This is a genomic window from Paenibacillus sp. UMB4589-SE434 (genome assembly GCF_030226685.1).
Lineage (GTDB): Bacteria > Bacillota > Bacilli > Paenibacillales > Paenibacillaceae > Paenibacillus_B.
Genome location: NZ_JASOYK010000006.1, coordinates 165400 through 179842, shown reverse-complemented (window position 1 = coordinate 179842; position 14443 = coordinate 165400). Strand labels below are relative to the sequence as shown.

10 protein-coding genes are annotated in these 14443 nt (G+C 46.9%); 6 read left to right on the top strand and 4 right to left on the bottom strand.

Annotation, left to right across the window (positions count from 1 at the left end; translation table 11 throughout):
- Positions 1–221 precede the first annotated feature (221 nt).
- From QP775_RS19515 to QP775_RS19505, 3 genes are all read right to left on the bottom strand, one after another.
- A complete protein-coding gene (locus QP775_RS19515) occupies positions 222–1739 on the bottom strand; it encodes a leucyl aminopeptidase (protein WP_483312032.1) in 1518 nt (505 codons plus the stop codon).
- An 85-nt stretch (positions 1740–1824) separates the two neighbouring features.
- On the bottom strand, positions 1825–3279 hold the full coding sequence (locus QP775_RS19510) for an ATP-binding protein (RefSeq protein WP_239332124.1): 1455 nt from the start codon (positions 3277–3279) through the stop codon (positions 1825–1827).
- 359 nt (positions 3280–3638) lie between these two features.
- Positions 3639–4046, bottom strand: a complete 408-nt coding sequence (locus QP775_RS19505; RefSeq protein ID WP_239332126.1) for a hypothetical protein — start codon at positions 4044–4046, stop codon at positions 3639–3641.
- Between the two features lie 203 nt (positions 4047–4249).
- Between QP775_RS19505 and QP775_RS19500 the strand changes: the two genes are divergently transcribed.
- The 5 genes from QP775_RS19500 (at position 4250) to QP775_RS19480 (ending at position 12706) form a co-directional block, all read left to right on the top strand.
- Positions 4250–4465, top strand: a complete 216-nt coding sequence (locus QP775_RS19500) for a KTSC domain-containing protein (RefSeq protein ID WP_275444771.1) — start codon at positions 4250–4252, stop codon at positions 4463–4465.
- Positions 4466–4694: 229 nt separating this feature from the next.
- Positions 4695–5234: a DUF4912 domain-containing protein gene (locus tag QP775_RS19495; RefSeq protein WP_285108547.1), complete on the top strand. Its 540-nt coding sequence runs from the start codon at positions 4695–4697 to the stop codon at positions 5232–5234.
- Positions 5231–8251 carry a 1,4-alpha-glucan branching protein domain-containing protein gene (locus tag QP775_RS19490; protein ID WP_285108546.1) on the top strand — a complete coding sequence of 1007 codons (3021 nt, stop codon included), beginning with the start codon at positions 5231–5233 and terminating at the stop codon, positions 8249–8251. Before QP775_RS19495 ends, QP775_RS19490 begins: the two co-directional genes overlap by 4 nt.
- Positions 8251–10677: a sugar phosphate nucleotidyltransferase gene (locus tag QP775_RS19485; RefSeq protein ID WP_239332134.1), complete on the top strand. Its 2427-nt coding sequence runs from the start codon at positions 8251–8253 to the stop codon at positions 10675–10677. Before QP775_RS19490 ends, QP775_RS19485 begins: the two co-directional genes overlap by 1 nt.
- 4 nt (positions 10678–10681) lie before the next feature.
- Positions 10682–12706, top strand: a complete 2025-nt coding sequence (locus QP775_RS19480; RefSeq protein ID WP_239332136.1) for a glycoside hydrolase family 15 protein — start codon at positions 10682–10684, stop codon at positions 12704–12706.
- 82 nt (positions 12707–12788) lie between these two features.
- Here the strand turns inward: QP775_RS19480 and QP775_RS19475 are convergent, their stop codons facing one another.
- Positions 12789–13334, bottom strand: coding sequence for a peroxiredoxin (locus QP775_RS19475; RefSeq protein ID WP_239332138.1), 546 nt, complete (start codon positions 13332–13334; stop codon positions 12789–12791).
- A gap of 428 nt (positions 13335–13762) precedes the next feature.
- Here QP775_RS19475 and QP775_RS19470 point away from each other — a divergent pair, with 428 nt between their 5' ends.
- Complete coding sequence (locus QP775_RS19470) at positions 13763–14440, top strand: class I SAM-dependent methyltransferase (RefSeq protein ID WP_285108545.1); 678 nt, start codon at positions 13763–13765, stop codon at positions 14438–14440.
- Positions 14441–14443: the final 3 nt, after the last annotated feature.

The window sequence follows — 14443 nt, the reverse complement described above, 5'->3', positions numbered from 1 at the left end:
ACGACAACGTCCTCTGCTTGAGGGCTGCAAGCAATGACTTATATTTCATTCGGTTTATACCCTACAGTTAAACCATTCAGCCCGCTTCACATGCAATAACACATAGTTCCTGAATGAAACAATACAAAGAAGCACCATCTCCGCCAATAGTGTGGAGATGGTGCTTCTTTGGAATATATGTTCACGGGTATTACCTATCGTTGTCGAGCCTGCTTCAGCTCCTACAAATCAGACATAATCGTCTCTGTTATCGTTCTCACCATCACACCAGTAGCACCCTTCGGGTCTACTCCGCGCGGCTTGCCCAGGAACGCTGTTCCAGCAATATCAAGGTGAATCCAAGGCAATCCGTCTGCAAACGTGCCTACAAACAAACCTGCCGTGATCGCACCGCCACCTCGACCGCAGCTGTTGCGTACATCTGCCACATCACTCTTCAGCAGCTCTGCGTACTCGGGGTGTGATGGCAGCGGCCACACATATTCTCCAGTTCGCTTCGAAGCTGTGATAAGCTCCTGCATAAAGGTCTCGTCATTCGTCACAACGCCGGTCGTAATATCTGCCAGCGCTACTACTGCTGCACCCGTCAGCGTTGCAACATCGATCAGCTTCGAAGCGCCCAGTTCCTTGGCATAGGTCATGCCGTCTGCCAGCACCAAGCGACCTTCTGCATCCGTATTAAGCACCTCAATCGTGCGGCCGCTATATGTGGTCAGCACATCACCCGGTTTCATCGCACTGCTTGAAGGCATATTTTCTGCGGATGGAATAACGCAGAGCACGTTCTCCTTCGGCTGCAGCTGGCCAATCGCTGCCATCGTACCAAGCACAGTAGCTGCGCCGCCCATATCGCATATCATATCGTCCATGCCTTCTGCTTTCTTAAGTGAGATGCCGCCAGTATCAAAAGTAATCCCTTTCCCAACAAGTCCAAACACGTCGTTCCACTGCTCTTTGCCTTGGTATTTCAGCACAATCATGCGGGGAGGATTGACACTGCCTTTGCCTACGCCAAGCAGTCCGCCCATCCCTTTCTCTTGAATCTGCTGCTCGTCCAGCACATGTGCTTCGAAGCCGTATTGAGCTGCAAGCTGCAGTGCATAATCTGCCAGCACACTAGGCACTAGCAAATTGCCCGGCAGATTCGTCAAGTCACGCGCCACCGTCGTACCTATCGCATAAGCTTTACCAGCTTCTGCTCCCTGCTGCCATGTGCTTGCCTCAAGCTGCTCACCGCAAAGAGTCAGCGATTCAAACTTATGTATGGGCTTCGCGTCAAGCTTATAGGTGACTCGCTGATATGCGCCAAGCAAGAATCCTTCGGTGAGAGCATGGGCAGTCGCTGCCGCGTCCTTCTCTACAGTCAGAGATACCAGATCTTCCGGCACCGCAACCGCAACCCGTGCCACCCCAAGCTTATATGCTTCTTTGGCTGCATTAGCCAACATCAGTCGAACATCTTTAGTAGTCAATGGATCTTCTTTGCGGCCAACCGCAATTAGATAACGGACGTTTCCGTCACGTACCGGAAAGACGCGAGTGTTACGTTCCTCTACTTGGAACAGCCCACATTCAACTGCATCCTTGCACAGTTGACCGCCGGGCACATCCTGTGCACGATTCTGCCACTCCGACTTGGAGAATAGCACAATGACAGCATCTGCCTCTACTTCCTTCACAGACTTGGCCATTACCTGCACCGAAATGCCACCCAACTGCTCCACATTGGTCAAATTCATCATTATACCTTCCTTTACTGTCATGGTCTCGTCCTGCTAATCCTTATTATACCACACCCTTAGATTGCAATTAGAACCTATGAGGTTAGGAGTCGAAGTACAGCAGATTAGCAGGTTTTGAACCGTTAAGCGGCAGCCGAATAATAAATTCGGTCCACTCGTCCTGCTGGCTGTCTACTTCAATCGTTCCCCCGTGATTCCTTATGATGCGATAACTCACGGACAAACCTAATCCAGTACCTTCCTCCTTTGTTGTAAAAAAGGGATCAAATAAGCGTTCCAGCGTTCGCTCATCCATGCCCTTGCCATTATCTATGATGTGTATTGCTACGTAACGGCCTTCTTTAACCGTCCTGAGCGTAATAGATCCTTTACGCTTGTCGCGCACTTCATCTAAGGCGTCAATTGCGTTCCGGATCATATTTAACAGTACCTGTTTGATTTGCTTTACATCAATCGATACAAACAAGGTACCGTCTTGTATTTCGTTAAGTAGTATAATCTCGCAGCCTTTCATCAAAGCTTCGCTTTCGGTTAATAGCACAACTTCTCTCAATAGAGAGGATATCGGAATCTCAGAAGTCAGTGGAGCTGTCGGCTTGGAGGAGTTCAGAAACTCGAAGATGATATCGTTCGCACGATCAATCTCGGCTAGAATAATACGTGCATATTCTTCTTTGCCGAGCTGCATCAGATGCGGACGCAATAGTTGAATGAAGCCGCGAATCGAAGTTAATGGATTCCGAATTTCATGAGCGATGGCTGCTGCAATTTTGCCGAGTATAGCCAGCTTGTCATTTTGCACAGCCGTTTGCTCGATGCGCTTATAATCAGACACATCCTTGATGCTGAACAAATAGTCCCCATCCATCTGCTCTCCATGCGTGAACGTGACCAAAAACGTCCGACCTTGCTTATCAACGAATTCATGATAGCGCTTTCTATAAACAATGGTCTCTCGGTACATACGCAAGATAAGTTTCCGTTTTTCACGACTGATAGAAGGATGTCTCATCACTTCAAGCAGCGTGCAGCCTACAAGTTCTTTACGAGGTACATGTAGAAGTTTGGCCGCCTCTACGTTAATAAAAGACAATATGCCGGTGTCATCAAACAACACGATGGCGCTGTCCATTTGCTGAAGTACGTTCTCATACTTGTTGCGAGAAATCGTGTTTGCAAACAAGGACTGAGCAGACTGCATCCACGGTTCGCGAATCGGGTCAATGGACAATACATTCCCCTCCTTGCTACCTCGTTCCGCCTGAATGACGGACAAGCACTCCATAAAATAAGCATATGACCGATGGAACATGACTTCTGCTTCATCCAGTTCAACATGCGTCAGCATCATCGACATCGTATCTTCATGAAGATTAAGCACGTCATTTGGTTGTAATTCAGTCAGTGAACGTGCAGCCTCCCTCGCCTGTTCCAATTCCTGAGCATGGCCGTTAATAATATATCGGCGCAAGCTTCTGGAATATCTTTGTTTCCACAGAACAAGCTCACGCTCCTCACTCGCACTAATCCCACTCAATGTATCTCACCCCACTGCAGCACTAATCTGCTGTAGCTACAAATTTGGCTTGAATCATCAATGATTTCATCATAGTTAAATTAGGATATTAAAATCAACCTAATATAATGTCGAATAACAGCAAAAAAACAGGGATTGCCTAAAAGAAACCTAAACATTTAGAAAACCGTTTAAACTTTCTACAATTTCAGAGCAAATACGGAAAGATGCGCGTAACGCAAAGGTTGGGAGCATAAAATGTCTTTCTTGTAACGGAGACGAGTTGATTAAGCGGCGGTGGTGACTGCACACTTCAAAAAGGCGACTTTCGTCGCCTTTTTGTTATACGTGAAGTCCATTCGTGGGGCTGACAAGGATCATTACTTCTGCTTGGTTAATTGTGACTTTCTGCGACTCATTAGTGCTAATCGCCGTTTGAGCTGAGCTTCCCATTGGGCATCTTTCCACTGCTTGGCAAGCGCCAACAGGTCAAGAGCGGAATCAATCTGGCTGCGAACGATTTCAAGCGGATCTTCGTCTTCATGATTCACGCAATTCTCAAACAACTTCATGTCTTCTTCTGTCACGTAATCTTTAAAATCAACGTCCTCAACACCGTCTGTCTGTGCATACTCCGCTAAAATCTCATACTCATTTTCCACAAGATAATGCACTTCAATGCGCTGACACACCGGACATAATAGCAGGGGAACATTATGAATCCTTGTCCGATAATGTTGTAACGTACCTTTACTTCCAATCATGCTTGCCCCGCAACAAAAACTCATGTGCTCCCTCCTCTTAAATGCACCTTCATGTGGATGCAACATTTGGTTAAGGAACGATTGTTGTAGCATATTCGTCACACAATCAACAAATTCCTTTTTTCAAAACAAAATGAAATGAAAATCGCGGTATCATGTACGTATATTGTGCCTAATTTCTTCATATACATGTGAAACATTACAAATTGGAACGGGGTGTGTGCACCATGCCATTAAATGTATTGTTTGTCCCTTCTAAGCAAATAAGCTATCTCCTATACGATGAAACCACTAGTGAATTGGTAGCCCAATATGCAACTGGTGAAACCAAATCCTATCGAAGTGTACCCGCTAGCTGGTTCAGACAGCTTCAATTGTCTGACAATCGTTATGACGATTTTGTTGAGCTGACACAACGTATTGTGAAAGCCCCGCAAACCTGATCCTTTGCCACACCCAACTCACACACGTAATAGAGTTTTTGCCAGACCGCTTCTACTAAACTATTGTAACTCTTTTCATAGATTATCATACTTTTTCAAAAGCACCTTATTTAATATTTCTTTACTGAAACATTAGACATAGATCGTGAATATCACGGATATGATGGTTTGGAACCACTCTGTTAGCCGGTTTGTCCATCATCGTAATCACGGGTGAAAGGAGGTCTCTATGTTTAATACCACATCGATAACAGCATGGCCGCCACGCTATGACACGCAAATCATCCATCTCATGATCCAAAGCCCGACTGTGCTTTACGCATACTGGGAAATAAGTGAACGCAGGCGGCGGATGATAGCCGCCCACTACGGAAAACATTGGGATGGATTATGCAAAGTGGCCCGATTATTAAGGTCATTTACCACATCTCAAACCGGAGCGGTTGAATCGTATACGGATGTATATGTCCATGATGCTGATCGTTGGTATTTCCGGCATCTTGAACCAAATGTCGTCTACCAGTTGGAATATGGCCTTCTAACTGAAGATCACCTGTTTGTCTCACTGCTTCGCTCTCCTGCCATACGTACGCCGCGCAGCGAGCCAGTCCTGTATGAATCCAGTAATGCCGCTGACAAGAACGATGAGGGTCATCAGCATAAGTCACCAGCACATGGTACCTCCTTGTCATCATATGATCACGCTTCGCCATTCAAGCAGTTCTCGACGTATTCGTTATATCCAATTGAAGAAGGGGTTCAAAAATGACCGTTCACAAAGAGGATTTATCATCAGCCCATCATGGGCTGCCCACGGGTTATGTCGCATTGGTTCTTCACGCCCATCTGCCTTATGTGCGCCACACTCACCGAGATGACTTGATGGAAGAGCGATGGTTTTTTGAAGCGATGACGGAAACGTACTTCCCTTTGTTGGAGTGCTTCTCCCGTTTAAAGCAAGATGGCATTCCTTTTCGCTTGACGATGACGATGACGCCAACATTATTAGCTTTGATGGATGATCCCGTTATGCAGTTGCGTTACGAGAAGCACCTTGTTCACAGCATCAAGCTTGCAGAGCTTGAAATGGAACGCCATAAGGAGCATGAGCATCTGCATGACTTGGCTGCAATGTACCAAGCACGCTGGTCTAAATGGCTCCTCTTGTATCGGGAATGGGAGTATAAAATCATTCCTCGCTTCAAAACATTTGCTGATGAAGGCTATTTGGAGCTAATGACTTGTGCCGCAACACATGCATTCTTGCCCTTTATTAAAAATGAGGCGGTAGCCAGAGCCCAGATTGAATTTGGCGCCGCCGAACATGAGCGGCATTTCGGTGCCCGCCCTAACGGCATTTGGCTGCCGGAATGCGCGTATTCGCCGCATCTGTCACCTATGCTTCGTGAGAGCGGGCTCCGCTATTTCATTGTGGATGAGCATGCGATTTCACATGCCGATCCTTGTCCTACGCGCGACACACTGGCGCCCGTTCAAACCTATGACCACGTGTATGCGTTTTGTAGAGATGCCGCCTCTTCACATCAAGTGTGGAGCAGTCACGAAGGGTATCCGGGAGATCGGGATTACCGGGAGTATTACCGAGACATCGGGTATGATCTTGGCTGGCATGATCTGGAGGAATGGGAATATATTAAGCCTCATCTGCTCTCTGACGGGGCGCGGATTAATACAGGAATCAAATATTACCGCATTACTGGAGCAGGTTCCCATAAAGAACTTTATAACGAGCAATCTGCACAAGCACGTGCGTATGAGCATGCCAGACATTTTTTACATAGCAGACTTTCTCATGTCTTGCATACCAACAAGTTGGATCGTCCTCCTATCCTCCTGTGCCCTTACGATGCCGAGTTGTTTGGACATTGGTGGTATGAGGGGCCTATATGGATTGAGGCAATCTTTCGCGAACTACATCACCTACAGCAAACCATGGGATCAAGTATTGCGTTTATTTCGCCAATTGACTACATCGCACTTCATCCTGAAGCACAACAAGTTGAGCTGCCTTGCAGTAGTTGGGGGCGCGGCGGTTATGCAGAAGTATGGCTTCAAGAACGCAATGATTGGGTCTATAAGCACCTGCATCAGGCGGAAGATAGACTACTTGAATTGATAAGCAAGCAGCAGCGCCAGCTCTGGGGCTTTCGTTCTGTACAAGAGCGGTTATGCAACCAATCCATTCGCGAGCTTCTCCTGGCAGAAAGCAGTGATTGGGCGTTCATCATTGACGCCGATACCGTTCCCAGTTATGCCTCACAGCGTACAAAGGAACACATTATGCGATGCCATCATCTCCTGGATATGTTAGAGCAAGGAGTATATGACGAAGTGGTACTGTATGAGATGGAGCAAGCAATCAACTGTTTTCCTACTATAGATTATCAGGTGCTGCTGCAAATGTATAAACGCCAAGTGCAGTGCAGCACAAGCCATATGACTATAACAAATTTGACTGAACAGATCCGTCCTTCCTTGCAAGAGAAGGTCCCACTCACATCTTGGCAGCGCTCAAGTACTGCCACCAAGTGTGTCCTGATGCTGGCTTGGGAATTCCCGCCGCTAGTCGTTGGCGGTCTGTCAAGAGCTGTGTACGACTTATCGCGTCACCTGGTTCGTCATCAATGTGAGGTCCATGTCATTACACGAGAGGTGCCCGGCAGTCCGACTACAGAATGGATGCATGGTGTTATGGTACACCGTGCCCCACTGCCGTCCTGTGCAGCTCCCATTGGATTTATGGATTGGGTTCTGCAATTGAACGCAGCAATGTGTGATTGTGTAGATGAACTCATTCGGGATGGATTACACATAGACTTTGTTCATGCCCACGACTGGCTTGTGTACTTAGCAGCTAAAGATCTCAAAGATACATATCGATTCCCTCTCATCGCTACTATTCATGCTACAGAACACGGGCGCAACAATGGCACTTTACACTCTTCTGTTCAACATCGCATCCATGAAACGGAGCGTCAGCTTGTTCACGCAGCTGAGCATGTCATTGTATGCAGTCATGCAATGGTCCACGAAGTCGAACAGCTATTTGATATTAAGCGATCTGTTGTAAGCATGATCCCTAACGGGGTGGAATGTGCATGGCAGCCTGCTGCCCTTGCGGGGGTAGGCAAGGATCACATTACGTTGTCACCAAGCTTATCATTTCGGAGAGAGAGATCAGACAGCTTGCATGCTTTCCGTGCTCAATATGCTGCTCCTGGAGAACGAATTCTTTTCTTTATTGGAAGGCTCGTTTACGAAAAAGGGATTCAGGTACTGCTTCATGCGCTGCCGTTGATTAAACAGCACATCTCCAATATCAAGTTAATCATTGCTGGAACGGGTCCGATGCTAAATGAGCTGAAAAGGCAAGTTTACGAGATGAATTTAACTGACAGTGTATATTTAGCAGGCTTCGTTCAGGATGAAGTACGAGATCATTTGTTCCAGATTGCTGATTTGTGTATATTCCCCAGTCTATATGAGCCGTTTGGTATCGTTGCGCTTGAAGCGATGGGTCACGGTATTCCCGTTGTCGTGTCAGATACTGGCGGTTTGGCCGAAATTATCGATCATGGACGAGATGGCTACAAAGCGCTGCCTGGTCATGTTGAATCACTTGCCTGGCATGTGACAGAACTACTCCGCAACGAATCTCTGGCTGAACGTTATGCAGTAGAAGCTATGCGCAAAGTTCGTACGATGTATGACTGGGATTCAATTGCGGTTTCAACACGCCAAGTATATGAAGGGGTGATCGCCTGATGAAAGCCGTTATTATGGCTGGTGGAAAAGGTACCCGATTACGTCCGCTAACGTTGAATACTCCAAAACCGATGGTACCGCTGCTTAATCGTCCCTGCATGTCCTATATCATCGATTTGCTGAAACGTTATGATATTCACCAAATCGCCGTAACCGTTCAATACTTGCCTGATGTCATCCGTCAGTATTACGGTGATGGCTCTGAATATGGCGTTCAGCTGATATATGCAGAAGAAGATACCCCCCTTGGTACAGCAGGCAGCATAAAGAATGCGGCACATTTTCTAGACGAGCCGTTTATTGTTATTAGTGGCGATGCATTAACTGATTTCAACTTACGCCATGCAATTGAATACCATAGACAGAAGCAGGCTTTAGCCACGATGGTGTTAACTCAAGTCGACACGCCACTCGAATATGGCGTGGTCATGACTGGGGAAGACGGCAGAGTAGCCCGTTTCCTCGAAAAGCCGAGCTGGAGCGAAGTGTTCAGCGATACGGTGAATACAGGAATTTATGTGCTGGAACCGGAAATCCTCAACTGGATACCCGCAGGCAAGCCATATGATTTCAGTATGGACCTGTTCCCAGAGCTTCTGGCCAACCATGAGGCGTTATACGGATATGTTGCCTCTGGTTACTGGTCTGACATCGGCAATCTGCAGCAGTACCGACAAACACAATTTGATATGCTGGACCGAAAAGTGGGTGTAACAGTAGCAGCCTCTGAAGTGCTGCCTGGTCTATTTGTAGAAGCTGGTGTACGCCTTCCTTCACGTATACGACTAAGCGGACCTGCTTATATAGGAAGCGGCTGCACATTGTATCCTTCCTGCGGCATTGGACCATACACCGTGCTGGGCGAAAGTAATACTGTCCATTCCAACAGCATATTAGAGCGGACAATTGCGTGGAGCGGCAACTACATTGGTGAAGACTGCGACATTCAAGATGCCTTGATTATGGATCGTACCATCATCGGCTCTAACGCTCAGCTTCAGGAGGGAACCGTGATCGGCAGTGGTTGTACGATAGGGTCAAAGGCAACCATTCGTCAACATGTTAAGATGTGGCCAAACAAGACGGTTCCTACTAATGGCACGCTGCACACCTCGTTGATCTGGGGAGATGCCGCAGCCAAACCTCTGTTCAGCAGCAAAGGAGTAGCAGGCATTCCAAATGTCGACGTTAATCCGGAATTTATGAGTAAACTGGCTGCAGCATATGGATCTACATTGCCAGAATCATGCACCATTATGGTATCTGCATGCTCTCACACCTATTCGTCATTATTAAAAACAGCATTCACCACAGGACTGCGCTCTGTCGGAGTTCATATCGTCGATCTAGGAATAGTATCAGACGAAGTCACCCGAAATACGGTGCGGCAAGAAAAAGCAGATGGCGCTGTTCACCTGTATCTGGCTCAGCAGTCTCCCATGATGAATGTTGTCGTGGAGTGGATGGACCGCCTGGGTCTTCCGATTGCCAAATCAGCAGAACGTAAGATCGAAAATGCCTATTGGCAAGAAGACTTTGTCCGCTGTCATGCCGACCGTGTTGGCAGCTGCAAAAGCTATAAACATGCGGACAATGATTATCTTGATGCTCTGGCGCAGCACATTGACTTCAGTCTGATTCGTGATGCTAACTTCACGTATGTGCTGCTTGTCGCTCCTTGTGCGGATATGGAGCTTATACAACGCTGGTCCACATATGTAGGCGGCACCAGAATGGTCGTCCAGCAAGTCAAAGACCAATCCACCAATCTGCATGAACATGTCCACAACTGTAAGGCCAACTTTGGTGTGTACTGGGATGATGAAGGAAAGCTGTCCTTTGTTACGCCTAAAGGGTCCATTTTATCTCCTGACAAAGTGGCACTGCTTACGATGTTGGCACTTGCAGAGACAGGAACCAACGCAGTATTGGGCGTGCCTGCCAGCATGGTCGGATCGCTGCCAGCTTCTGTTGCGAGCAGCGGACTGCGAGTGATAAGAACCAAGGAATCCCTTCGCTCCGTAATGGAAGCAACCGTCGGCTTGCCGTTCTCGCCATTTGCTCATCGGTTGTATATGCTCAGCCTTATTTTACAGCACTTAGCAATAACCAATATGCCGCTTGACGATATGGCTGCCGATCTTCCCAATTCTTATACAGCGAAGGAAGAGGTCTCTTGCAATTGGAACGAAAAAGGTACGCTTATGCGCTGCTTGATGGACTGGGTTCGATCCAATGGTCAGGCAGCTGAACTGCTTGATGGCATCCGCATTCAGTCACCAGAAGGTTGCGTGCTTATATTACCCGATCAAGATGAGCCACTCTTTAAAGTTTACGCTCATGCGGACAGTCCAACTCAAGCCAAAATTCTAGCACACAATTATGCATCCCGCATCGTTCAATCTCATCAACAACTAAGGAAGTGATGGTGTGCCGCGATATCTCGTCGTAGGCAATGGGAAGTGCTTAGTGAACCTGGATCAGCACGCTTACATTCGAGACATTTATTATCCTTTTGTGGGCCAATTAAATCATGTCGGAGGTTACCGCTGTCGTTTCGGCGTTTGGGTAGATGGCGTATTCAGTTGGCTGCATGAAGAGGAATGGCAGATTCAGATCGGTTATGTAGACGAATCGCTTGTTACGGAAACTAAGGCGCATCACCCTCGTCTGCAGCTCACGTTAACGATTCATGACGCCGTTCATCAGCGAGAATCTATCTTTCTAAAGCGGGTTCACATTCAGAATCACATTAGTTCCGAACGGGAAGTCCGATTGTTCTTCCATCAGGATCTTGTCATCAATGAAACAGAAGTAGGCGACACAGCTGTCTTCTATCCGCTCAATCGAACTGTATTTCATTATAAGAAAGATTGTTACTTTATGTTTAATGGCTGCTCGTCGTACTCTCTCCCCTCTCAGTCTTCATCTACTAACATACGTGCAGCTGCTGGTCACCCTGTTTGGGAAGGGATTTTTGAGTATACAACCGGCATCAAGCGCTTTCACCAAGCAGAGGGCACTTGGAAAGATGCTGAGGACGGTCATCTGATGGGCAATGATATTGCTCAAGGATCGGTAGACAGTACGATTAGTCTTAGATCCTTTGTCCCACCACTTGGCGACAGCTACCACCATTATTGGTTTTCGGCAGGTAAACATCTGGATGAAGTCATCCGTCTAGACCAATATGTACGCGACAATCATCCTGGGCACTTGCTGGATCGGGTGGAGACTTACTGGCGGCGATGGGTCAACAAAGACAACATCTCATTTGCAAATCTAGATGCTGAACTGATCCGGTTATATAAGCAGAGCCTGCTGATTGTCCGGACACAAACCGATGTCGGTGGTGCGATCATCGCAGCTAATGATACGGACATTATGCAATTCAATCGCGACCATTACAGCTATATGTGGCCCAGAGACGGCGCTTTGGTGGCCAAAGCGATGTCGTCAGCCGGGTACCATGGCATGATCGCCCCCTTCTTCCGCTTCTGTGCCCAAGCGTTGACCAGTGAAGGTTACTTGCATCACAAGTACAATCCAGACGGTACGGTTGGTTCCAGCTGGCATCCCTATATACATGACGGGAAACAACAGCTTCCAATCCAAGAAGATGAGACTGCACTTGTACTTCATGCCTTGTGGCATGACTATACGATCCACGGCGATGTAGAATTAGCGCAGTCCTTATATCAATCCCTTATTCGCAAAGCCGCCAAGTTCTTGCTTAACTATCAGGATGAGCGGCTGCAGCTTCCGCATCCAAGCTATGATCTGTGGGAGGAGCGATATGGCATCTTTACATTTACAGCCTCTGCTGTATATGGAGGACTGACGGCTGCAGCGGAGTTTGCAGCGCTGTTTGGTGATGACGCCCGTTCTGAGCGGTACGCCCAAGGTGCAGAACGAATAAAACAAGGCATTGTTACACATTTATGGAATGAGGAGCATGGACGTTTTGCTAGAAGCCTGTTCCGCAGAGAGGGCCGCTGGGTGCAGGACATGACGCCTGAAAGCAGCATATTTGGTATTTATGAGTTCGGCGTACTCCCCCCTACCGACAGACGTGTAGTTGCGACTATGAATAGTCTGCGCAGCAGGCTCTCCATTCGAACACCGGTTGGCGGTATCGCTCGCTATTGGCAAGATTACTACTTTCAGCGCTGCTCTGACTTGGATGTGGCTCCCGGCAATCCATGGGTCATATGTACGTTGTGGTTTGCCGGCTATGATATTGCAACCGCCACCACGCTTCAGGATCTCAAACGGCCGCTCGAGACTCTGCAGTGGGTGCAGCGTCACAGCTTATCAAGCGGGCTGCTTTCTGAACAGGTTGATCCACATCATGGTCAACCTATATCTGTAGCTCCGCTCACCTGGTCGCATGCCACTTATGTTGATATCGTATTAAAATACATTAAGCGGTACGAAGAGCTTCAGGAGCAGTAATCTTGTTCCATTTACAATGCAGCGAAAAAGCCCCTCAAGGATTGATCTCCTTGAGGGGCTTGTCCGCTATATAGAATGTTAATTAGGCGTTAAGGTTTCTGTCGCCTGGTTTCCAGTTAATTGGGCACAAACCGCCGGATTGCAAAGCTTGCAACACTCGCAAAGTCTCTTCTACAGAACGGCCTACGTTATTGTGATTAACTACTTGATACTTTAATTCGCCTTCTGGATCGATAATAAACAGACCGCGAAGTGCGATACCTTCTTCTTCGATCAAAATGCCGTAGTCACGAGCAACGTTCTTCGTAATGTCAGAAGCAAGCGGGAAATTCAGCTTACCAAGACCGTTATTTTCTTTATCTGTATTGATCCATGCTTTGTGGCTGTGTACCGAGTCAACGGAAACACCCAACACTTCTGTATTCAACTTGTTGAATTCTGCTGCTGCATCACTCAAAGCTGTAATCTCAGTCGGACATACAAATGTAAAATCGAGTGGGTAGAAGAACAATACCAGCCATTTGCCACGATAGTCGGACAGTTGAGCTGCGCCGAATGCTTGTCCATCACCATTTACTGTTTCCATGTTAAAGTCTGGAGCGGGTCTTCCTACTAAACGTTCTGCCATTTGAAAAATCCTCCTTCATATATATGTATCATAATTAACGCGGGTTAATTGGCTGTTGCTTGCCGCTTGTACAGCGGAATAACTTACATACTGAATGTTATCACTAGATTATAATGAAGTCAAGATTATATTAATTATTTAATTATAATTATTATAAAATATTAATTAGTTTGTTTGTTTGCAAATCTAACTCCCCAGTGACTGCTATTCTATTTGATTTCCTCTTTAAAATGAGCTTTCCCTGCTAAGATTAGCTGCATTAATAGAAAACCACTAATTTTTTCGACATTTGATCAATGATAAGCTCATTTCATTTAAAATGTGCCATTTTGTCGTTTTACAAGCCCTTTCCTAGCATACAAGCCATTCATAGAATATAGAATCCCACTTCATTCTGGTGGAATACTTCGAAAGTGGTGAGTCTAGTTATGAAATGGAATTGTTATAATACACCATTCATCGTTGAAAACTCGCCTGAAATACCGCGTCATTTTACTGTTAGCGGAGCATGGTCAGGTCATCGTCGTTTTGCTTATGACCTGATTCGAAACAGCAAACCGCGTATGGTCGTAGAGTTGGGCACATTTTATGGTACTTCCTTCTTCAGCTTCTGCCAAGGAGCAAAGGATGAGAAACTATCAACTCGCTGCTTTGCCATTGACACATGGCAAGGTGACCCCCATAGCGGTATTTATGACCATGTCGGCGAGCAGATCTTCCAAGCGGTACAGGCCGTCAACACTAGGGAATTTCCGTCGATTGGCACACTCGTGCGCTGCGAATTCGATAAAGCATTGCCGTACTTTGCGAATGATTCCATCGATGTCCTCCATATCGACGGTTATCACACATATGAAGCCGTGCATCATGATTATACGACATGGTATCCCAAGCTCGCACCTAACGGAATTGTGCTGTTCCACGATATTGCAGTACGTTCAGGAGACTTTGGTGTTTATCGCTTTTGGGGCGAATTGAGTGCTCTGCCCCGTATCGAATTTCCTCATTTTCACGGCTTGGGCGTGCTGTTTCCAAAGGGAATCCCTGATTATGCCCGCGCCTTACTGGACCATAAAGATGCACTTATTTCACATTATATATGTTAATGC

Coding starts and splice junctions, on each gene's coding strand:
- QP775_RS19515 (WP_483312032.1), bottom strand. CDS start 1,739: ATGAATTTGACCAATGTGGAGCAGTTGGGTGGCATTTCGGTGCAGGTA.
- QP775_RS19505 (WP_239332126.1), bottom strand. CDS start 4,046: ATGAGTTTTTGTTGCGGGGCAAGCATGATTGGAAGTAAAGGTACGTTA.
- QP775_RS19500 (WP_275444771.1), top strand. CDS start 4,250: ATGCCATTAAATGTATTGTTTGTCCCTTCTAAGCAAATAAGCTATCTC.
- QP775_RS19495 (WP_285108547.1), top strand. CDS start 4,695: ATGTTTAATACCACATCGATAACAGCATGGCCGCCACGCTATGACACG.
- QP775_RS19490 (WP_285108546.1), top strand. CDS start 5,231: ATGACCGTTCACAAAGAGGATTTATCATCAGCCCATCATGGGCTGCCC.
- QP775_RS19485 (WP_239332134.1), top strand. CDS start 8,251: ATGAAAGCCGTTATTATGGCTGGTGGAAAAGGTACCCGATTACGTCCG.
- QP775_RS19475 (WP_239332138.1), bottom strand. CDS start 13,334: ATGGCAGAACGTTTAGTAGGAAGACCCGCTCCAGACTTTAACATGGAA.
- QP775_RS19470 (WP_285108545.1), top strand. CDS start 13,763: ATGAAATGGAATTGTTATAATACACCATTCATCGTTGAAAACTCGCCT.